This window comes from Massilia sp. 9I (genome assembly GCF_902506415.1).
Lineage (GTDB): Bacteria > Pseudomonadota > Gammaproteobacteria > Burkholderiales > Burkholderiaceae_D > Telluria.
The window spans coordinates 3,288,267-3,309,367 of the sequence record NZ_LR733275.1 but is presented as its reverse complement, the minus strand read 5'-3'; the positions used below and the strand labels follow the sequence as shown (position 1 = coordinate 3,309,367).

The 21,101-nt window shown below is 60.1% G+C and carries 14 protein-coding genes; 8 read left to right on the top strand and 6 right to left on the bottom strand.

All coding sequences use genetic code 11. The annotated features are described in order from the left end of the window. Positions 1 to 32 precede the first annotated feature (32 nt). From GV068_RS14730 to GV068_RS14720, 3 genes are all read left to right on the top strand, one after another. Entirely contained in the window at positions 33 to 2,066 is a 2,034-nt protein-coding gene (locus tag GV068_RS14730) for an NADPH-dependent 2,4-dienoyl-CoA reductase (RefSeq protein ID WP_159699112.1), read from the top strand. An 89-nt stretch (positions 2,067 to 2,155) separates the two neighbouring features. Further along, positions 2,156 to 4,015, top strand: a complete 1,860-nt coding sequence (locus GV068_RS14725) for a hypothetical protein (protein WP_159699109.1) — start codon at positions 2,156 to 2,158, stop codon at positions 4,013 to 4,015. A 144-nt stretch (positions 4,016 to 4,159) separates the two neighbouring features. Beyond that, a complete protein-coding gene (locus GV068_RS14720) occupies positions 4,160 to 5,080 on the top strand; it encodes a glycosyltransferase family 32 protein (protein WP_159699106.1) in 921 nt (306 codons plus the stop codon). 10 nt (positions 5,081 to 5,090) lie between these two features. Here the strand turns inward: GV068_RS14720 and GV068_RS14715 are convergent, their stop codons facing one another. Continuing rightward, positions 5,091 to 6,212: a beta-ketoacyl-ACP synthase III gene (locus tag GV068_RS14715; RefSeq protein WP_159699103.1), complete on the bottom strand. Its 1,122-nt coding sequence runs from the start codon at positions 6,210 to 6,212 to the stop codon at positions 5,091 to 5,093. 114 nt (positions 6,213 to 6,326) lie between these two features. Next, positions 6,327 to 7,751, bottom strand: a complete 1,425-nt coding sequence (locus GV068_RS14710; RefSeq protein ID WP_159699100.1) for a S41 family peptidase — start codon at positions 7,749 to 7,751, stop codon at positions 6,327 to 6,329. A 515-nt stretch (positions 7,752 to 8,266) separates the two neighbouring features. Between GV068_RS14710 and GV068_RS14705 the strand changes: the two genes are divergently transcribed. From GV068_RS14705 to GV068_RS14695, 3 genes are all read left to right on the top strand, one after another. Further along, positions 8,267 to 8,473 (top strand): hypothetical protein, encoded by a 207-nt coding sequence (locus GV068_RS14705; RefSeq protein WP_159699097.1) that lies wholly within the window; start codon positions 8,267 to 8,269, stop codon positions 8,471 to 8,473. Between the two features lie 121 nt (positions 8,474 to 8,594). After that, positions 8,595 to 10,607, top strand: coding sequence for a M13 family metallopeptidase (locus tag GV068_RS14700; protein ID WP_201303387.1), 2,013 nt, complete (start codon positions 8,595 to 8,597; stop codon positions 10,605 to 10,607). A 91-nt stretch (positions 10,608 to 10,698) separates the two neighbouring features. Then, positions 10,699 to 12,759 carry a M13 family metallopeptidase gene (locus GV068_RS14695; protein ID WP_159699091.1) on the top strand — a complete coding sequence of 687 codons (2,061 nt, stop codon included), beginning with the start codon at positions 10,699 to 10,701 and terminating at the stop codon, positions 12,757 to 12,759. Positions 12,760 to 13,102: 343 nt separating this feature from the next. Here the strand turns inward: GV068_RS14695 and GV068_RS14690 are convergent, their stop codons facing one another. The 4 genes from GV068_RS14690 to GV068_RS14675 form a co-directional block, all read right to left on the bottom strand. Next, positions 13,103 to 14,773, bottom strand: coding sequence for a 6-pyruvoyl-tetrahydropterin synthase-related protein (locus GV068_RS14690; RefSeq protein ID WP_159699088.1), 1,671 nt, complete (start codon positions 14,771 to 14,773; stop codon positions 13,103 to 13,105). Beyond that, the gene (locus tag GV068_RS14685) at positions 14,770 to 15,789 is read right to left on the bottom strand and encodes a glycosyltransferase family 2 protein (RefSeq protein ID WP_159699085.1); all 1,020 of its coding nucleotides are present in this window, start codon (positions 15,787 to 15,789) and stop codon (positions 14,770 to 14,772) included. Before GV068_RS14685 ends, GV068_RS14690 begins: the two co-directional genes overlap by 4 nt. 5 nt (positions 15,790 to 15,794) lie before the next feature. After that, positions 15,795 to 16,367: a GtrA family protein gene (locus tag GV068_RS14680; protein ID WP_159699082.1), complete on the bottom strand. Its 573-nt coding sequence runs from the start codon at positions 16,365 to 16,367 to the stop codon at positions 15,795 to 15,797. A 678-nt stretch (positions 16,368 to 17,045) separates the two neighbouring features. Then, positions 17,046 to 18,224 carry a hypothetical protein gene (locus tag GV068_RS14675; RefSeq protein ID WP_229464220.1) on the bottom strand — a complete coding sequence of 393 codons (1,179 nt, stop codon included), beginning with the start codon at positions 18,222 to 18,224 and terminating at the stop codon, positions 17,046 to 17,048. A 600-nt stretch (positions 18,225 to 18,824) separates the two neighbouring features. Between GV068_RS14675 and GV068_RS14670 the strand changes: the two genes are divergently transcribed. Continuing rightward, entirely contained in the window at positions 18,825 to 19,079 is a 255-nt protein-coding gene (locus GV068_RS14670; RefSeq protein ID WP_159699079.1) for an acyl carrier protein, read from the top strand. Between the two features lie 19 nt (positions 19,080 to 19,098). Then, complete coding sequence (locus GV068_RS14665) at positions 19,099 to 21,096, top strand: HAD family hydrolase (RefSeq protein WP_159699076.1); 1,998 nt, start codon at positions 19,099 to 19,101, stop codon at positions 21,094 to 21,096. Positions 21,097 to 21,101: the final 5 nt, after the last annotated feature.

Below are 21,101 nucleotides of genomic sequence, written 5' to 3'. Positions count from 1 at the left end.
ACGCCTCCACGAAATCACGGTGTAATGCCGTGATGACGCATCCACTTTATCCTCATCTCCTCGCACCGCTCGACCTCGGGTTCACCACGCTGAAGAACCGCGTGATCATGGGCTCCATGCACACCGGGCTCGAAGACCGCTTCTACAACTACGGCAAGCTGGCCGCCTTCTACCGCGAACGCGCGCGCGGCGGCGCCGGCCTGATCGTCACCGGCGGCATCTCGCCAAATCGCCAGGGCTGGCTGCTGCCTTTCGGGGGCACCCTGAACTTCCTCGGCGACGTGCCCAACCACCGGCGCGTTACCCGCGCCGTGCACGAGGAGGGCTGCAAGATCCTGCTGCAGATCCTGCACGCGGGGCGCTACGGCTACCAGCCCTTCGTGGTGTCGGCATCCAGCATCAAGTCGCCGATCTCGAAGTTCAAGCCGAAGGCGCTCGACGCCGCCGGCATCGAGGTCACCATCGCTTCTTACGCGCGCTGCGCGAAGCTGGCCAAGATGGCGGGCTACGATGGCGTCGAGGTGATGGGCAGCGAAGGCTATCTGCTGAACCAGTTCCTGTGCGCGCGCACCAACAAGCGCACGGACGACTGGGGCGGCAGCATCGAGAACCGCATGCGTTTGCCGCTCGAGGTGGTGCGCCGCATCCGTGCGGAGGTCGGCCCCGACTTCATCCTGATGTACCGCCACTCGGTGCTCGACCTGGTCGAAGGCGGCAATACCTGGGACGAGGTGGTGGCGGTAGCGAAAGCGCTGGAAGCGGCCGGCGTCACCATCCTCAACACTGGCTACGGCTGGCACGAAGCGCGCGTGCCCACCATCGTCACCTCGGTGCCGCGCGCCGCCTTTGCCCAGGTGGCGCGGCGCCTGCGCGCCGAAGTGAAGATCCCGGTGGTGGCCTCGAACCGCATCAACATGCCCGGCGATGCGGAAAGCCTGCTGGCGCAGGGCGACGCCGACCTGGTGTCGATGGCGCGGCCCTTCCTTGCCGATGCCGACTGGGTCGCCAAGGCGGCCGGCGGCCGCGCCGACGAGATCAACACCTGCATCGCCTGCAACCAGGCCTGCCTCGACCACACCTTCTCCAACAAGCGCGCCAGCTGCCTGGTCAATCCGCGCGCCTGCCACGAGACCGAACTTAGGTACCGGAAGAGCGCGCGTCCACGCCGGGTGGCGGTGGTCGGCGCCGGCCCGGCCGGGCTGTCGGCGGCGCTAGTCGCGGCCGAGTGCGGCCACCAGGTAACCCTGTTCGATGCGAGTGAACGCATCGGCGGCCAGTTCAACGTGGCCATGCGCGTGCCGGGCAAGGAGGAGTTCGCCGAGACCATCCGCTACTTCGGGCGCAAGCTGGCGTTGGCGAAAGTCGACGTGCGCCTGGGACGGCGCGTAAGCCGCGAAGAACTGCTGGCGGGTGGCTACGACGAGGTAATCGTCGCCACCGGCATCACGGTGCGTCACCCGAACATCCCCGGCATCGGGCACCCCAAGGTACTGAGCTACCTCGACGTGCTGCGCGACGGGAAGCAGGTAGGCCGGCGCGTGGCCATCATCGGCGCCGGCGGCATCGGCTTCGACATGGGCGAATTCCTGGTGCACGACCCAAAGGTGCCGCTGCCGGTGCCGGCTGCGCACTGGATGGCGGAGTGGGGCGTCGATCCCGCGTCAAGCGCGCCGGGCGGGCTGGCGTCGCCGGTGAAGCCGCATCCCCCGCGCGAAGTCTGGCTCCTGCAGCGCAAGACCACCCGTCCGGGCTCTAGCCTGGGCAAGACCTCGGGCTGGGTGCACCGCGCAACCCTGGTGCGCAACGGCGTACAGATGCTGGCGGGGGTGCAGTACGAGCGCATCGACGACGCGGGCCTGCACATCACGGTGGGCGGCGAAGCGCGCCTCCTGGCGGTGGACAACGTGGTGATCTGCGCGGGGCAGGAGAGCCTGGCGGAGCTGATGCCGGCGGAAGGGACCACAGGCGGGCCACGCTTCCACAAGATCGGCGGGGCCGCGCTGGCGGCGGAGCTGGATGCGAAAAGGGCGATTCGGGAGGGTGCGGAGCTGGCGGCGCGCCTGTGAAAACGTGCCGTCAAAATTATTTCAGATTTGACAATCTGCTCATAGAATCAGCAATTCATTAACCCGCGGCGCATGCGCCTTCCCGTCAGATGGACCTCTTTCAACTCGCTATCGTCGTCTCGTCGCTGTCGGTCACATGGCTCATCGTCCGCCTCGGCTCCGCAGCCACCGGATCGATGCGGATCCTGATGGTGCTTGGCGCCTGGCCTCTGGTCCTGGTAGCGGAGTCCATGCTCCTGATCGCCCGTCCGGGTGCAGGAGCGCTGCTGATGGTCCTGCACCTGGCCTGCATTGCCCTTGCATACGGCATCGGCAGGACACAAGCACGCATGGCGGCGGGGGAGATCGCCGAATTCCTTGGCCCGTTGGTGGCGACTGGCCTGATCGGCGCGCCGCTCGTGTTCCTGTGGTTTGCCGACCCGGAACTCAGGATCTTCGGATGGCACCACCTGTTGCAGCTGGAAGCCCTCTATTCGGCGCTGGGCAATGGCGGCGCTGACCTGGGCTATTTTGGGAAAGCGCTCTCCTATCCTTTCTTCGGTCTGCTGCCGCTGGCCGCCATCAGCAGGATGCTCGACCTGTCGCCGACCCTGACCTACCCGGCCTTCAATATTCTCTCGATCTTCGTGTGGGCGGGCAGCCTGCATATCTGGCTGCGTACGGTGAAGAAGGACAGCGGACAGTTCCAGAACGCGCTAATCATTGCATTCCTCATGCTCTCGTCCGGCGCCCTGGTGTACCTGTCCACGCTGCTCCTGCAGGAGTCGGGCCTGTACATCTACATCGAAAACCGCAGCGTTCCCCTGATTGCCAAGCACCGGCACATCGACGCGATGACCGTCGGCCTGATGTCGCTGTCGCTGCAGTATCTCTGCGTGCTGCTCCAGGGCCGCGGGAAGGAGGGTCTCCGAATGCTGGAAACCTATTTCGGCGTACAGGCCTGCGTCACCTATCCGGCACTCGGGCCGGTCGCCGTCCTGTTCAGCGGGATGATGGCGCTGCGCCAGGCCGTTCCCTTACTGCGCCAACGGCCACCCGCTGCGCTCCTCGCCTGCATCTCGCCCGTGCTCGTTGCACTGAGCCTGCTGCTGACGATGGGCTACCTTGGCGTAGACAAGGCAGGGAGCGGGCTCGGCATCCTGCTCGAGCCGAAGCGGCTGGTGATCGGCGTAATCAATGTCGGCCTGTCGATCGGATTGCTGGCGCTGTTTGCCTACGTCGCGATCAGGAAGCAACCCAGGCTCGAGTGGCTCCTGACCCTGCTGGCGCTGCTTTGCCTGGCAGTGCTGTTCGTATTGTTCAAGTTGCCTGCCGATATCCAGTACAAATTCCTGTATGGGGCGAACATCCTGCTGCTGTTTCACGCTGCCAGCGCATTGCTACCCTCGGGTCCCGATCATGCCGGCGCCTTGCGCCGCAGCTGGGCATTGTCCGCACTCGTGCTGGGGTCGATCGTGCTCGTCATCTTCCAGTTGGCAGATCGCAGGCCAAGGATGGGGGAGACGCCTGTGATGGACGAGAGCGCATTCCTTGTTCGTAGCGAGTTGGGCGAGTCGATCGACGAGATTTCCAAGCAACATGGAATCGACAAGCGTACTGTCGCTATGGTGACCAACGTGAATGAACCCGTCGTTCCCTTTATCCGGATCCCGCAATATGTTTATGAAGGGCCAGTCCAGGTAGGCTATTCGATGGATCCGGCCTTCATTGTCACCAGCGTCAAGGGATATGCCGCGCCGGAACACCGCGAGCGTCAGCGCGCGATCGCCGACATGCTGTCCACCTGCAGGGCTATGCCCAAAACAATTGAGCAGGACCTGAACGGTAAAGGGCTCATTTTCTTGCTGACGGCGCACAACCCATGCCTCGCCGATCAGTATCAAGAGCACTGGCTACCCGGCGATAACTTCCTGTATATCAAAGCCCCCGACAGGATGGCTGGTTCGTAGTCCATTTCCCGTCCAAGCGACTTGCGCCCACGGGCTGGCTTTCTATTATTTACGATTTATTGATTACTCGTAATGAAACAAGTTGCGTGACTCGACCGTGCTAGATTTGTAACTTAATTAATTTACAATTCCGGTGCGCCGACCATGCAGATCAAGCGGCTATTGATACCCCAGCTGAATACTCCTCCGAACAAAGAATTGGTGCAGGAGCTTCCCGCTGGCAAAACCATCCCACGCGTTATCCACCAGATCGGCATACGTCCGGCCTTTCAGGGACGCGAGTTACCGCCGATCCTGCAGGAGAACGTCGATCATCTGCGTGCCTTGAACCCGGAGTGGGAATATCGTTTTTACGACGACGACGATATCAGTGATTTCCTGGTCCGCCACTATCCGCCCCATGTGTTGGATGCTTTCCAGCGCATTCACCCCAGATACGGCGCTGCGCGCGCCGATCTGTTTCGGTATCTGCTCATGTACAAGATGGGCGGCGTCTACCTGGACATCAAGAGCCGAGCGACCCGGCCCCTGGACGAACTGATCCGCTCTGAGGACCAATTTATCCTGTCGCAATGGCGCACCGCGGATGGACAGTTTACGGCCTGGGGCGAATTGCACGATTTGCGCCATATCCCCGGAGGCGAGTACCAGCAATGGCACATCTTCTGCGCCCCTGGGCATCCCTTCCTCAGAGCCGTGATCGAGCAGGTCTTGTTCAATCTCGGCAAGTACGATCCGTTCTTGCACGAAGCCGGGAAGAACGGTGTCCTACGCTTGACGGGGCCAGTGCCCTACACGGTAGCCATCCAGCGTATCCTGTCGGGTCATCCGCACCGTTTCGTCAGCGGACACGACCAGCTCGGACTCGAGTACAGCGTGTATAGCGGAAACCAGCAGAGCCATGAGCAGGTGTTCAAGGAACACTACAAGTCGCAGACCGCATCGATCGTCCGCCTGGGTTTGCACAAGCAGCCCTTGAGCCAGGTGTACCGCCTGGCCCAATACTGTCACGACCGCTTGCGACGTCCCAATCCACTGCGCGCGAGTCCGAGCCACGCAGGATGAAAGCGACAGCTTACTTCTTGCGCACCACCACGCAGCCGATCGAGTAGCCGGCGCCGAACGAGCAGATCACGCCATTCGATCCCGCCGGCAGGTCGTCCTGGTACTTGTGGAACGCAATGATCGACCCTGCTGACGAAGTGTTGGCGTAGGTGTCGAGGATCACCGGCGCTTCGTTCGGCTCCGCTTCGCGGCCCAGCAGGGTGCGCGCGATCAGCTGGTTCATGTTCAGGTTGGCCTGGTGCAGCCAGTAGCGCGACACGTCCTTGATCTCGAGGCCGGCGTTCTTCACGGTGTCGGCGATCGTCTCCGCTGCCATCGGGCACACTTCCTTGAACACCTTGCGGCCCTGCTGGCGGAACAGCTTGTCCGGCGCGCCGATGCCCGCTTCGTCGAAGCGATTCATGAAACCGAAGTTGTTGCGGATGTTGTTCGAGAACTTGGTCTTGAGCTTGCTGTCCAGGATTTCCCACTGGTGGCGGCTGGTCGCGGTGTCCGCGGCTTCGACGATCACGGCGGTGCAGGCGTCCCCGAAAATGAAGTGGCTGTCGCGGTCGCGGAAGTTCAGGTGGCCGCTGGTGATTTCCGGGTTCAGCATCAGCACGGCGCGCGCACGGCCGCTGCGCACCGCGTCGACCGCGGTCTGGATGCCGAAGGTGGCCGAGGAGCAGGCCACGTTCATGTCGAAGCCGAAGCCGTCGATGCCGAGGGCATCCTGGACTTCGACCGCCATTGCCGGGTAGGGGCGCTGCATGTTCGAGCAGGCCACCAGCACCATGTCGATGTCGGACGGCTGCTTGCCGGCGCGGTCCAGCGCTTCGCGCGCAGCGGCCACGCACATCTCGGCCTGCAGCGAGACCTGCTCGTCGCTGCGTTCCGGGATACGCGCGGTCATGTGGGCCGGGTCGAGGATGCCTTCCTTCTCCATCACGTAGCGCGACTTGATGCCGGAAGCTTTTTCGATGAAGGCGCTGCTCGAATGTTCCAGCGCAGTGGCCTCGCCGGCGGCGATCGCGGCGGCGTGTTCCTGGTTGTACAGGTCGACGTAGGCGTTGTAGGCCGTTACCAGCTCATCGTTGGAGATGGAATACGGCGGCGTAAACAGGCCGGTGCCGCTGATCACGACAGGTTTCATTTTCAAACTTTCAAAGGAAATAACCGGGGTTTCCGGAAGATGCGCCGATTCTACACGCTCATGCGGGGGCTGGGAATTGGCGGAATTGACAAGCTTGACCTGTCTGCAAAGAGCTCAGTGCCCCTGCGCGAGCGTGGCTCCGGCCGCTCCCGCGCGCTTGGACAGCTGCACCTTCTCGCCCTTGAGGTGGCGCAGGGCCTGGGCCAGCTGGAAGTCGTCGGCGCTGCCGTAGTCGACCGGTTTGCGCTCGCGCGCATCGGCCCACAGGCGCATCTGCTCGTCGATGTCTTCCTGGCGCGTGGCGGATTCCTTGTCGCGGTCGTTCGACAAATGCCGTTCGAGGTCGGCTTCGCGCATGCGCAGCGCATTCAGACCATCGCCATCGGCCGTTTCGTCGACCGGGAAGTCGGGCACGATGCCGCGCGCCTGGATCGAGCGCCCGGCCGGGGTGTAGTAGCGCGCGGTGGTCAGCTTGACGGCGGCGTCGCGCCCGATCGGGCGGATGGTCTGTACCGAGCCCTTGCCGAAGGTCTGGCTGCCGAGGATGGTGGCGCGGCGGTAGTCCTGCAGCGCGCCGGCCACGATTTCGGAGGCCGAGGCCGAGCCGGTGTTCACCAGCACCACCATCGGCAGTTTCTTGAAGGCGGGCGGCAGGCTGGCCAGCGGATCGGCGCCGCTGCGCAGCATGTAGAACTCGGGGCGGCCGTAGAAGCGCTGGCGCGAGTCCGGCAGCTGGCCATTGGTCGAGACGATCTCGGCGTCCTTCGGCAGGAAGGCCGCGGCGACGCCGATCGCGCCCTGCAGCAGGCCGCCCGGATCGTTGCGCAGGTCGAGCACGAGGCCCTTCATGTCCGGGTTGTCGCGGTACAGGGCCTGCAGCTTGGCCGCCATGTCGTCCACGGTCGGTTCCTGGAACTGGGCCACGCGCAGCCAGGCATAGCCCGGCTCCACCATCTTGGCCTTGACGCTTTTCTGGACGATTTCGCCGCGCGCGATGGTAAAGCGCAGCGGGGCAGGGCTGTCCTTGCGCGCGATGGTGAGTGTGACCTTGGTGCCCGGCTCGCCGCGCATGCGCTTGATGGCGTCGTCGATCGGCAGGCCCTGCACCGGATGGCCGTCGATCTGGGTGATCAGGTCGCCTTCCTTGATGCCGGCATGCCAGGCGGGGGAGTCCTCGATCGGGGCGACGATTTCGACGAAACCGTCCTCGCTCTCGGAAATCTCGATGCCCAGGCCGACGAAGCGGCCTTCGGTGCCTTCGCGCAGCTCGCGGTAGGCGCGCGGGTCGAGGTAGGCCGAGTGCGGGTCGAGCGAGGCCACCATGCCGGAAATCGCTTCCGACAGCAGGGCGCGGTCCTCGACCGGTTCGACATAGGTGGACTTGATGACGCCATAGACGTCGGCCAGCTGGCGCAGCTCGGCCATCGGCATGCCGGCCTCGACCGGCTTCTGGGCCAGCGCCGAAAACTGCATGGTGGCCGCGACCCCGGCAATGACGCCCAGGCCGACGAGACAGGAATTCTTGAAAGTGGAGCCCATGGATCACCCGATGTGAACGCTGATGCTCTCGTCATGCCGTGGCCGGCACACATGAGATAGCGCAAGTCCAGTATAAACCCGAACGCCGAGGGCTGCTCCGAAGCAGGCCAAACCATGTGCTCATGCATACATGACAACAGCTTTTCGTAAAGGCCTGTTACGGTTTTGCTAGCTTGGTAAGCAATTGTAAGAGTCGAAGCGAACGCGGGGGCTGGAACCTATAGTGAATTCCAGTTTTTCTCTCTCTCCACTTTTGAAGTGGTCTTTGCCCGCGGCCCCCTCCGCGGGCTTTTTTATTCCCGTCGATTCTACATTCCTCGAAGCAATAGGGCCCTGGCACAGGCGCGCTTGTTGTGACGTACCAACACATGCATACGTGATATCGCCCTGTCCGCATGTATCGAAAAGTAAAAAAGCCCTCCAGCCCCTACCCACCCCTTGCGCAGCCGCTAGAATGGGGTCGGCCCCTACCGTCGAGAACGGCGGGGCGGGATGTCAGGCAGAACATTATAAGAATGAAGAAATCGACTCTCTCGTCCGCGCGGCCATGCCGGGCCGGACTCCTGCGTTTTTCCGCCAGCACGCCTTTGGGCGTGTTCGGCTCTCACCTGCTGGCGCAGCACCACGACACGGCGCATCCCGTCACCGTGCCTGAGGTCTACACGGCAATCCAGGCGCGTACCCGCGCGACTGTCGGCGTGACCATGGAGCTGACGCTCTGATGGCGCACATCCTGAAGACCGGCCACAAGCCGGCCGCTTTTTCACAAACCCCAGCAATTCCCTAGCATTCGAGGACCATTCCGTGAAGCGAATCCTTTTGAGCACCCTGACGCTGTCCCTGATGGCAGCTTTCGCCAACGCCGCCGATAACGCCCCGGCCAAGCCGTCCGGCGCGCCGGTCTCGGGCATCGACACCCAGTTCATCGACACCAGCGTGCGCCCGCAGGACGATTTCTTCACCTACCTGAACGGCAAGTGGCTGAAAGAGACCGAGATCCCGAGCGACAAGGCGAGCTGGGGCACCTTCATGAAGCTGCGCGACGACACCACGCCGCAGATCAAGTCGATCATCGAGGCGGCGCAGGCCGACAAGTCGGCCAAGCTTGGGTCCGAGACCCAGAAGATCGGCGACCTGTACGCCAGCTACATGGATGAAGCGCGCCGCGAAGCCCTGGGCACCAAGCCGCTCAACGGCGAGCTGCAGAAGATCCGCACCCTGAAGGACAAGAAAGGCCTGCCGACCCTGGTCGCGCACCTGTCGAAAATCGGCGTGTCGACCCCCTACGGCATCTACGTCAGCCAGGACATGCGCAAGTCGACCGAGCATGTCGTGTACATCTCGCAGAGCGGCCTGGGTATGCCGGACCGCGACTACTACCTGAAGCAGGACGACGCCAAGCTGGCGGAAGTGCGCGCCAAGTATCTGACCCACGTCGAGAAGACCCTGGCCCTGGCCGGTGAAAAGGACGCAGCGGCCCAGGCCAAGGCCATCGTCGATTTCGAGACCGAGCTGGCCAAGGTGCAGTGGACCCGCGTCGAGAACCGCGACCCGGTCAAGCGCTACAACAAGATGAGCGTGGCCGAGCTGGGCAAGCTGGCACCTGGCTACGACTGGAAGGCGGCGCTGGGCGCGTCGGGCATCGGCAACAAGGTCGACACCGTCATCGTCAACCAGCCGAGCTACTTCCAGGGCCTGAACGAGGTGCTGGCCAAGACCGAGCTGTCGACCCTGAAGTCCTACTTCGAGTGGCAGCTGCTGCGCGAATTCTCGCCGCTGCTGTCGAAAGCCTTCGTGGACCAGAGCTTCTCGTTCTACGGCACCGCCCTGTCGGGCGTGGCGGAGCAGGCCCCGCTGTGGAAGCGCGGCGTCGGCACGGTGGAGAGCGCACTGGGCGAAGCCGTCGGCAAGCTGTACGTGAAGGAGCACTTCCCGGCCGAGCGCAAGGCGCGCATGGAAGAGCTGGTGAAGAACCTGATCGTCGCCTACGGCCAGTCGATCGACAACCTCGAGTGGATGAGCCCGACCACCAAGAAGGAAGCCCGCGCCAAGCTGGCCAAGTTCACCCCGAAGATCGGCTATCCGGATAAGTGGCGCGACTACTCGAAGCTGTCCATCAAGCGTGACGACCTGGTCGGCAACGCGATGCGCACCGCGACCTTCCGCTACAACTACCAGCTGAACAAGCTGGGCAAGCCGGTCGACCGCACCGAATGGGGCATGACGCCGCAGACCGTGAACGCCTACTACCGCAGCACCACCAACGAGATCGTGTTCCCGGCCGCCATCCTGCAGCCGCCGTTCTTCGACATGCGCGCCGACGACGCGGTTAACTACGGCGCGATCGGCGCTGTGATCGGCCACGAAATCGGCCACGGCTTCGATGACAAGGGCAGCCAGTCTGACGGCGACGGCAACCTGCGCGACTGGTGGACCGATGCCGACCGCGCCGCGTTCAAGACCCGCACCGACAAGCTGGTCAAGCAGTTCAACGGCTTCTCGCCGCTGCCGGGCTATAACGTCAACGGCGAACTGACCCTGGGCGAGAACATCGGCGACAACGCCGGCCTGTCGATCGCCTACAAGGCCTACAAGATCTCGCTGCACGGCCAGCCGGCCCCGGTGATCGACGGCTTGAGCGGCGACCAGCGCTTCTTCATGGGCTTCGGCCAGGTGTGGCGTTCGAAGATGCGCGAAGCGCAGCAGATCAACCAGGTCAAGACCGACCCGCACTCGCCGGGCCAGTTCCGCGCCAACGGCACCGTGATGAACATGCCGGAGTTCTACGAGGCCTTCGGCGTGAAACCGGGCGACAAGATGTACCTGGCGCCGCAAGATCGCGTGCTGATCTGGTAATCACCTGGCAGGTCCACGGGCCGGCGCTTCACAGTGCCGGCCCGTTTCACTTATAACGACAACAACGACAGACATAGAACGAGAGAACCGCATGAAACGACATCTCCTCAGCGCCGCGGCGCTGATCCTGGTCGCCTCGATGGCCCAGGCCGAATCCACCAAGAACGCCGCCGGCGGCGCCAAGGCCAAGCCTCTGGCGGCGGGCATCGCGCTCGAATACGTCGAGCCGGGTGTGCGCGCCCAGGACGACTTCTTCGAACACCTGAACGGCAAGTGGCTGAAAACCGTCGAAATCCCGTCCGACAAGTCGAGCTGGGGCGCCTTCCACAAGCTGCACGACGACACCCAGCCGCAGCTGCGCGCCATCATCGAGAAGTCGGCGGCGACCAAGAACGCCCGCGCCGGCTCGGAACAGCAGCTGATCGGCGACTTCTTCGCCAGCTACATGGACGAAGCGCGCCTCGAGCAGCTGGGCATCACCCCGCTCAAGGGCGAACTGGCGAAAATCGCCGCCATCAAGGACAAGGCCGAACTGCCGGCGACCTTCGCGCGCCTGGGCCGCATCGGCGTCACCACGCCCTACGATTTCTACATCCACCAGGATGCCAAGGACTCGACCAAGTACGTGGCCGACCTGGTGCAGACGGGCCTGGGCATGCCGGACCGCGACTACTACCTGAAAACGGACGATGCCAAGCTGGCCGACACCCGCGCCAAGTACCAGCAGCACGTCGAGAAGATGCTAGCGCTGTCGGGCGACCAGAACGCCGCCGCCAACGCAAAAGCCATCGTCGAGCTGGAAACCGAACTGGCCAAGGTCCAGTGGACCAAGGTCGAGAACCGCGACCCGGTCAAGACCTACAACAGGGTCGAGCTCACCAAGCTGAACGAACTGGCGCCGGGCTTCGCCTGGGACGCCTGGCTGACTGAATCGGGCATCAAGGGCAAGACCGACTATGTCATCGTCAGCCAGCCGAGCTACCTGAAGGGCGTGGCCGAGGTCGTGAACCGCGTGCCGCTCGAGACCTGGAAGGCCTACCTCCAGCTGCACCTGGTCAACGGCTATGCCAACTACCTGTCGAAGCCATTCGTCGACCAGCGTTTCGCCTTCCACGGCACCACGCTGTCCGGCGCGCCGAAGCTGGAACCGCGCTGGAAGCGCGGGGTGTCGACCATCGAAGGTTCGCTGGGCGATGCGGTCGGCAAGCTGTACGTGAAGGAGCACTTCCCCGCCGAACGCAAGGCGCGCATGGAAGTGCTGGTGAAGAACCTGCTGGAAGCCTACCGCCAGTCGATCGATACCTTGGACTGGATGAGCCCCGCCACCAAGAAGGAAGCCCAGGCCAAGCTGGCCAAGTTCACCCCGAAAATCGGCTACCCGAACAAGTGGAAGGATTACTCCGCCCTGACCGTCAAGCGTGACGACCTGGTGGGCAACGTGATGCGTTCGCGCACCGTCGAGTCGAACCGCGAGCTGAACAAGCTGGGCAAGCCGATCGACCGCGACGAATGGGGCATGACCCCGCAGACCATCAACGCCTACTACAACCCGGAACTGAACGAGATCGTGTTCCCGGCTGCGATCCTGCAGCCGCCGTTCTTCGATGCGAAGGCCGACGACGCGGTCAACTATGGCGGCATCGGCGCCGTGATCGGCCATGAGATCAGCCACGGCTTCGACGACCAGGGTTCGCAGTACGACGGCGATGGCAACATGCGCAACTGGTGGACCGAGGAAGACGGCAAGCGCTTCGGCGAGAAGACCAAGGTGCTGATCAAGCAGTACGCCGGCTACAGCCCGCTGCCGGGCTACAACGTCAACGGCGAGCTGACCCTGGGCGAGAACATCGGCGACAACTCGGGCCTGGCGATCGCCTACAAGGCCTACAAGCTGTCGCTGAAGGGCAAGCAGGCGCCGGTGATCAAGGGCCTCACGGGCGACCAGCGCTTCTACATGGGCTGGGGCCAGGTGTGGCGCGCGAAGATGCGCGAACCGGCGGCGATCGCCCAGGTCAAGACCGACCCGCACTCGCCGGCCCAGTTCCGCGCCAACGGCACCCTGAAGAACCAGCCGGGCTTCTACGAAGCCTTCGGCGTGAAGGCAGGCGATAAGATGTACCTGGCGCCGCAGGAGCGCGTGATTATCTGGTAAGCACCGGAACTAAAACGAAGCAAAAGGGACGCTCATTGAACTGACCTCGAAATTTGACAGTTGAGTTCTCGGGCGGCCGAGCCTGAGTCCTGTAATAAACGGGACTCAGGCCATCAGTTTTGATCTTACTTCGGTTTTGATTTATAGCGAATATAGCTAACCATGCACCGCGTAACTTGGTGGCACTACCGAAGATTTTCTGGCAGGCGACTTGATTTAGGCATAGCGAAGAAGCTTTCTACTGCCAGACTGTCGAGCAATTGTGCTTCGGAGACATGCCATATCTGTATCGCAGGCCTGCGTGACGCCAATGTACAACTATCCAGCGACTGTTCGGACAAAACTAGGTTAGCAACCTTGTTACCTTGGTCGCGTGATGCTTGCGCAGCCATAGCATAGATTGCAACAAGGCAAAGAAGAAGATGACGATCAGGGTAATCAAACGTCCTGCATGTTCAGCCGGTAAACCCTCCCAATGCAGTTGAACCTCGTGGTGCCCAGGTTGCAGAGTCACCAACACCAAGCCAGTATCAGGATCTAACACAAGCGCTTGTGCTTGGGAGTCTACAGTTATCCCCCAAGCAGGGTAGGCGAATACAGGTAAGCGCAGAGTTATTGCGCGATTGGTATCGATCGTTGCTTGGAACCCGTGGGTGCGTTGTACGGCAGGCTCCTCGCAACGGATACTGAGTCTTGCACATTCCCCAGTCAACTTGCCATCTTTGATGTATTGCTCCCAATGTGGACCTCGAGATGCAAGCAAATACTCGCTCTGGCCAACCCGACTGTTTGCAAACCATGCAATCTCATGCAGGCGTTGGCCATGCTGGTATAACTTCCATTGCACCGCGAATGCTTGGACGCCGTAGAGCACTAACAACAAAGTAATTACTACGCGTCCCGCTTTGCTCCAGGATCGCCACGAGACCTGACCAAAATGCAGTACCAACGCGAGGCTTGCCAATATTGCTGCCAGCGGCAGGTAGCGATATGGGAATTGAAGTTTTTGCATCGGCGGTACTAGTAAATATAGCGGGAATGCAAGTTCGCTTCCCAATGCCAGTGCCACTAGGGCTGCGACAGCCAAGCAATAGGCAGGACCCTTTCGTCCGACGATGCCTCGTCCGCGTTCACCGACCACGACTATGACCGCCATTCCAAGTACGACCACGGGTAAAAACCATTGGAAAGTGAGCCAGCGGGGGCCAAACAAGGCCGCAGTAAAGGTGGGGAAAAGCATGGCACTGCGCCAGTCGAAGGTTTTGTGAGCAGTCCAACCGTCTGGGTTGATGAGGTGCAGCTGTGTAAGTGCCGGATAGAGAAAAAAGGCCGTCAGACCCAGGCCCCCCACAATGGCAAGCCCCCAGCCAAGATTCATTTGCAGAGATTGTCGGCTGAGTCCATGGATCAAGAGCCGGGAAAGGAATGCACAAGTTAACGCGATCAGTGCGCTGAGCAAATGTGCGAGGACCGTAAAGCACAGCAGAATGGCCAAGTACATTATGCGCGGCTTTGGACGCATGCTTTCGATAACAAACATTGCACTCAAGGGTATTCCGAGCATCCATGGGAAAAATCCCATGGCAAACGCAACGAACAACAAGGATGGGGATAGAATTACGAAAACAGACCCCACCAGAGCCCAACGCTGTGTGCAATAGTCGGCAATAAGGCGATAGCTCATCGTTGCGAGGAGTCCGTGAGCCACGAGCGCCGTCAACAGCAGAGCATAATGCGAATTTGCACCTAAGAATTGGAAAACGCTGTCAATATAGTAAAACAGTGGCTGGTAGTATACGAAGGTCGGATCGCCTAATCCATCGAAGCTCATTGGAGCCCACCGCGGCATTAAAATCCCTTCCGACAAGGCCGAATAAAACTGATCCGCCCATAACAGGTGCATGTAAGCATCACTTGGGTGGAGACGCAATGTCAACAGCGGTTGCAGCCACAGAAGAATGATCACAGTGCTAAGCAACAAAGTGCTGAACACGAAGGAACGTAGTGCAATCATGCTGCGTTGTCCGTCGTTCCTGCGCAGGATCCGGGCAGCGTGGAGTCGAGTCGACGGTTGACGAGATACAGCGGCCGGCGTTTTACTTCATTAAAGATGCGACCAACATACTCGCCCAGTAAACCGACCGATATCAATTGTACGCCGCCAAGAAACAAAATCACTGCCATCAACGATGGATACCCGCGCACCGGGTCGGAATATATTAAGGCCTTCCATATCACGAAGGCTGCGTATATCAGGGACAGGACCGCGACGAGCAGGCCGAGATAGGTACTAATCTTGAGTGGAGCAACTGTAAATGAAGTAATTCCCTCGATCGCGAAGTTCCAAAGCTTCCAATAGTTCCATTTCGTTTCCCCAGCCGCACGTGGATCGCGCCGGTAAGGAAGCGCCTTGGAAGGAAATCCGATCCAGGCAAACAAGCCCTTCATGAACCGATGTTCCTCGCGCAGCCTCGACAGCGAAGCAACGGCTCGACGTGACATTAGTCGAAAGTCCCCAGTATCTTTCGGGATGTCGACTCGGCTGACCTTCTTGATCAAACGATAAAAGTAATTAGCTGTGGTTTTCTTAAACCACGTCTCACCGTCGCGCACGGTACGCGTTCCATATATGACGTCATAGCCTTGGCGCCAGAGGTCAAGCATTTGTGGAATCAGCTCTGGCGGATCCTGCAAGTCGGAATCAAGAACAACCACGACTTCGCCCTTAGTATGGTCTAAGCCTGCGCTTAGTGCGATCTCTTTGCCAAAGTTCCGTGACAGATCAACGACCGTAACACGCGGATCTTGTGCGTGCAAGGCGTGCATTAGTGCCAAGGTTTGATCGCGGCTGCCATCGTTGACTAATACGATTTCATACTCACATCCCAAACCGGATAGAACGGCAGCTACCCGGCGATAAAATTCACCAAGTACCTCTTGCTCGTTATAGGCGGGAGCGACTACCGAAACAGTAGGAATCAAGCCTGCTGACCGGGGCGTCAGACCAGGATACTGAAGGCTGTTCGCCATGGATGCTACCGGAAGATCCATATCTTACTCACGATGAAATTAATGATCAAAATAATGATAGACACCATAAATTGCGATAACAAAAAATTGATGCCGAGGCTGCTCAACATGCCAACCGCTATGCCATTCGACAAGGCGCCGATAAAGGCCAATGCAATGAAGCGTGGCAGGGCCGTAAGGTGGGGGGGGGAACTAGCGAAGGTAAAGCGGCGATTCAAGGAATAGACGATGCACGCACCGGCTGCAGCACCTACGAATGCAGCTGGGCCAGGTGTAATACCCAGCATAGATACGAGCGCGGCAAATATTAAATAGTGCAATGCTGTTCCAGTACCCCCAGCGAGAAGGAACTTGGCAAACTGTGCCCCACCGTAAGGCATGAAACGATTCTTGGATTGGCCGATATTATTACTCCTAATGCTCTCAGCAGAATAATTGCAAATTTGCAACAATATGATCACCGCTATGCATTTCTCGTGAACTATGGGCAAGTAAATCGAAGCGTTGTCAACAAAATTTAAAGATAAATGTTGTTGTTTTATTGCACTAAAGCAAACAGCTATACTAACAGTTTGCATTGCTGAGTAACAGGATTGTGCGCAGATGCAACACTCGTTGCAAGTTTAGAGGCTCAAGTGCGCATGGATAGCCTACGAAGAAGCAGCACAGGTGATTTTCGAGAGTTGTCTAGCGCATGTGCCTGTGACTGGCGAGTATGAGCCGCAGCGAGAAGGAGCAAATTCCCTGTAGGCCAAATCTCCTGCACAGTAGAAGCTGTGCTGGGTCTAGCGAGGGCATCGTGTAACCGTCTAGTTTTCAAGCCCGAAAAGACATGTAGGCAACCGTGCAAGGTAGCCGAGTCTGCGTATGACGAGTACGCTTTCCGCCTAGGAGAAGCCAGACCGCTGCTCCAAGCAGCTAGGTTACCGACCTGATCCGCACTAATGATCGTGCCTTGGGAGACGGGGACCAGCCAAATGGCGAATAGGAGGGCTAGCGGGCAGACAAAAGCAGACGCCGGTTACGAGGTTTCACTGGCGTGGAGCTGCTAATCGATAACGATATAGATGGCTATGCAGGAACGAATTGCTGTCAGGTCGAGCGCAGTCAAAGAGCGTATAGCTGAGTGACGTTTGAAAGACGAATCACATGAGCTAAAAGAGTAAAGGGTGGAACACATTTGCGGTCCACCCTTATTACATTCAGACCGTAAAACAGAAGCAGCGCTTCGCAATAGCCTGGTTTAGCGAGACAGCTTACAGTGCTGATTCATAGGCGCCGATGTCCAACGTGCCCACCTGCGGACGGCTCACGCCCGAGGCGCGGTGGCGATACTCCGCGCCCGGCTTGAGGCCCACGCCGCTCGGCGCATAGCCCGGCACCGATGCTGCGCCGATCACCAGCGGATTAGCAGTCGGACGCAGGTCCCAGGCGGCGCGGCTGACGAAGCCCGGCGCAAGCGCGCGGTAGTTGGTCTTTTCGATGGCGCCGACCTGGGTGGTCAGGGCGCCGGTGCCGCCGAAGATGTTGTTCTGCAGAAGGGCCTTGCTGGTCACGCTGGAACCAACCAGCACGAAGGTACCGCTCGAGCTGTTGTCGTTCAGGAAGGTGTTGTTGACCACGTAGAGATCGTGGCCCGGGTTGCTCGCGCCTTCTTCGCCATAGGCCAGCAGGGTCGGGTTCTCGTTCGCGGCCGGCTGCTGGATCACGTTGCCGATCACGTAAGAGGTGCCGGCGTTCGGCAAGTCGATCTCGTAGCTCGGCTTACCGGCTGCGGTGGTGCCGGTTTCGCCGGCGTTCAGGCTGGAAAAGCGGTTGTACGCGATCATGTTCAGGCGGGCACGCGACTTCAGGTTGTGGCCGACGTGGGCATCGTGCGAGTAGTTGTAGCGGAAGGTCAGGCTGCCGATGTTGCCGATGTACAGGTTGTGGGTATAGCCGGTGCCATAGCCATTGTGGCCGAACTCGCTGTATTCAATCAGGACCTTGCTGTTCAGGTTTACGCCCGTCAGGATCCCATTCTCGTTGTCGTGCAAGAAGGCCGAACGCAGGGTGAAGTTGGTGCCCTCCAGGCGCAGGGCCGCGCCATTCTGGTCAGGCACTTTCGCGCCGTACATCTCAACGTTTTCCACGACCACGTCATTGCCTGCCACGACCCAGGTGCCTTTGCCTTGGGCATTCTTGCCGGCGGCGTCGATGCGCGGACGGCCATTGACGCCGCGGATGGTCAGGTTGCTGGCGTAAATGGTGCAGACGTCGCCGCTGTAGGTGACGTTGCCGGCGATTTCGATCAAGTCGCCGGCCTTGGCGACAGCGATGGCGCGGCAGGGCGTTGCGTAAGTCTTGCCCGGGCCGACAGACAGGGTGGCGGCGGAAGCGCTGGCGGCGAAGCCCAGCGACAGGAGGATGAAGGGGGTAAGGCTGGCAGGTCGCATGTGTGATTCCGAAAGGCAGTGGTTAGATTGTTAACTACAGAAATTTCCTGCGAAACATTTCCCAAGCTTAAGCTAAATGCGGTCGGGAAAGAAGTAACCAATTGTAAGAATTCAGAACTTAAACACTTGTTTCTCAGTCGGAGAGTCAAATTCGTAAGTCTTTGATAAGAAAGAGTAATTTTCTAAGTGCTAACAAATTTAGATAGTTATCGGTATTCACTATCAGTTGATAACCTCCGTGAATAGAGAACGTTGACGTTCGAAAGAGCGTTGGCTGAAGTCGTGGGCAATAAAGCCTGTGCATGAGATGCGACGCTTTTTGGTTTTTTTTGAGAAGCACACTCATCGGTTGCCTAACGCGACAATATTGGACGGCGGGCATCTAGGTATTTAGGCCAAGACCGTAGTGCAGAACTGTTAAATCCTGAATACGACACTCCCGAAAATTTTGCTTGTAGGACAATTAACAGCTAGTTAAACTAGCTAGAGTACCAGGCTCATCATCCGCTAAAGGTGTCTGCATTCCATATTTGGATTGCCGCGCTCCCATCAGCGCCACATCTAAGGCGTGCTTCGCAATCAGTGATTTTAAGAAACAATATGACTTCCGACACCAATGCAACATCGATCTACGCCACGCTGACCGAGATCCTGCGCGACACTTTTGACAACGATGACCTGGAAGCGACGCCGAGCCTCAATGCGGCGCAGGTCGAGGGCTGGGACAGTATGGGAAACGTGCGCTTGTTCCTGTCGATCGAACAAGAATTTGGTGTGCGTTTCAACGCCAGCGAAATCAGCGGCATTAAGAACGTGGGTGAACTGGTCGCCCTGCTACAGCAAAAGACTGCCTGATTTATTCCCGGGACATAGCATGAAGTTGAAAGACCTTCCGTGGCTGCCTAGGCCAGCGGACGATTTTCGCGCGCGCGTGCGCGCTCTGCGCCAAGCGGAAACCGTTGGCGAGGCTGAGATTCGCACACTGTCCGCCCTGGCACTGAGCCAGCCACAGCTGGAGCTGCTGGCCAAGGCCGTGTCGAGGACGAGCTTATCGGCGGGCACAGACTGGCTCAAGCTGTCGGTGCTGTCGAACGCCACCGTAGACCTCGTGCTGCCGGCGATCGTCGCTAGTGCTCCCCGACATGGCATCTGGGTCGACGCTAAAAGCGCGCCTTTCAACTCCTTCATCAGCGAAGCTCTCAACCCGGACTCCGAAACGCACCAGCGCCGTAACCACGTTGTTGTGCTGGCGCTCGACTACCGGGCCTTCGATCTGGCACCCTGTCCGGGAAACGCTGAGCGCGCCGACGAACTTGTGCGTACGGCGCTACAGACCGTACTCCAACTGGTCCAGGCCTTCCAGGCAGCGAATGGGGCTATCGTCGTCGTGCAGACTTTGGCACCGCCAGTTCATACCCTGTTCGGGAGCCTTGATGCCCAATTGCCCGGCACGCAGATGTGGCTGGTCGAGCGATTTAACGCACTGCTCAGGAGCACCCAGGCCCCCGGCATGGTCCTGCTAGACGTGGCTCATCTCGCCGCCTCTGTCGGCTTGGACGCTTGGCACGATCCTATTCAATGGAACATCGGTAAGTTTCAGTACAGTCATGAAATGCTGCCCTTGTATGCGGATGCTCTTTGCAGGGTTGTCATGGCAGCCAAAGGCAAGGCGAAGAAGTGCCTGGTGCTCGACCTCGACAACACGCTGTGGGGTGGTGTCATTGGTGACGATGGGATGACCGGAATCGTGCTCGGTCAGGGCGACGCGGTCGGCGAAGCCTACTTGGCCGTTCAACGCACGGCGCTGGCCTTGCGCGCGCGCGGCATCGTGCTCGCGGTGTCGTCCAAAAACGATGAAGCCGTAGCGCGTCAAGTGTTCCGCGAGCACCCGGAGATGCTGCTGCGCGAAGAACATATTGCCGTCTTCCAGGCCAACTGGAAAGACAAGGCGAGCAACCTGCGCGCCATCGCCGAGACCCTGAACATCGACGTTAGCGCACTTGTCTTCCTCGACGACAATCCCGCCGAGCGTCAGCAGGTACGGCTGGCGCTACCTGAAGTGGGTGTGCCGGAATTGCCGACGGCGCCAGAATATTACCCCGCCATGCTACTGGCTGCCGGCTACTTCGAGTCGGTGCAGTTCACGGCTGAAGACCGCGTGCGTGCAGCCCAATACCAGGAAAACGCGGCACGAACGGTCGCGCTCGGCGCCGCTTCCGATATGGGTGCTTACCTCCAGTCACTCAACATGAGCGCGCACGTGGCGCGCTTCGATGAAGCAGGCCGTGCACGCATCGCGCAGCTGATCAACAAGACCAACCAATTCAATCTAACCACCCGCCGCTATAGCGAAGCGGAGGTGGCAGCCCTGGAAACCGATCCGACAGTCCTCGGCCTGCAGGTCCGCCTGCAGGACCGCTTCGGCGACAATGGCATGATCAGTGTCCTGATCTGCAAGCGGGAGGCCGATTCTGTTCTCATCGACACTTGGCTGATGAGTTGCCGGGTACTGAACCGCCGTCTCGAGGAGCAGGTGCTGAACGTGCTGCATGCCTGGGCGCATGCGCAGGGTGTGCGTCGGCTGGTCGGTGAATACCGCCTCAGCCCCAAGAACGGTATGGTGAAGGACCATTACCGCAAGCTCGGCTTTACCCTCGTGGACGAGACCGAGGAAGGCGCGCTATGGGAGCTGGATGTCGCTGCCTACGAGCCACGCTCCGTCCCGATTGCCCTGAGCGCAGGCGCCGACCTCGAGGATGTCGTGCACGCGGTCACGGAGGCACGTACCAGAGCGATCATTGATGATGTCGGACGTGAGCTCACTGGGCTGCATGCGACGTCGGCTGATACCGCCCCAGCTATCACTGACTAGGCCAC

Excerpts from the sequence above, each read along its gene's own strand:
- GV068_RS14730 (WP_159699112.1), top strand. The coding sequence starts at position 33 with ATGACGCATCCACTTTATCCTCATCTCCTCGCACCGCTCGACCTCGGG.
- GV068_RS14710 (WP_159699100.1), bottom strand. The coding sequence starts at position 7,751 with ATGGGCTCCACTTTCAAGAATTCCTGTCTCGTCGGCCTGGGCGTCATT.
- GV068_RS14665 (WP_159699076.1), top strand. The coding sequence starts at position 19,099 with ATGAAGTTGAAAGACCTTCCGTGGCTGCCTAGGCCAGCGGACGATTTT.
- GV068_RS14690 (WP_159699088.1), bottom strand. The coding sequence starts at position 14,773 with ATGATTGCACTACGTTCCTTCGTGTTCAGCACTTTGTTGCTTAGCACT.
- GV068_RS14680 (WP_159699082.1), bottom strand. The coding sequence starts at position 16,367 with ATGCAAACTGTTAGTATAGCTGTTTGCTTTAGTGCAATAAAACAACAA.
- GV068_RS14695 (WP_159699091.1), top strand. The coding sequence starts at position 10,699 with ATGAAACGACATCTCCTCAGCGCCGCGGCGCTGATCCTGGTCGCCTCG.
- GV068_RS14670 (WP_159699079.1), top strand. The coding sequence starts at position 18,825 with ATGACTTCCGACACCAATGCAACATCGATCTACGCCACGCTGACCGAG.
- GV068_RS14700 (WP_201303387.1), top strand. The coding sequence starts at position 8,595 with ATGGCAGCTTTCGCCAACGCCGCCGATAACGCCCCGGCCAAGCCGTCC.
- GV068_RS14725 (WP_159699109.1), top strand. The coding sequence starts at position 2,156 with ATGGACCTCTTTCAACTCGCTATCGTCGTCTCGTCGCTGTCGGTCACA.
- GV068_RS14715 (WP_159699103.1), bottom strand. The coding sequence starts at position 6,212 with ATGAAACCTGTCGTGATCAGCGGCACCGGCCTGTTTACGCCGCCGTAT.
- GV068_RS14685 (WP_159699085.1), bottom strand. The coding sequence starts at position 15,789 with ATGGCGAACAGCCTTCAGTATCCTGGTCTGACGCCCCGGTCAGCAGGC.
- GV068_RS14675 (WP_229464220.1), bottom strand. The coding sequence starts at position 18,224 with ATGCGACCTGCCAGCCTTACCCCCTTCATCCTCCTGTCGCTGGGCTTC.
- GV068_RS14705 (WP_159699097.1), top strand. The coding sequence starts at position 8,267 with ATGAAGAAATCGACTCTCTCGTCCGCGCGGCCATGCCGGGCCGGACTC.
- GV068_RS14720 (WP_159699106.1), top strand. The coding sequence starts at position 4,160 with ATGCAGATCAAGCGGCTATTGATACCCCAGCTGAATACTCCTCCGAAC.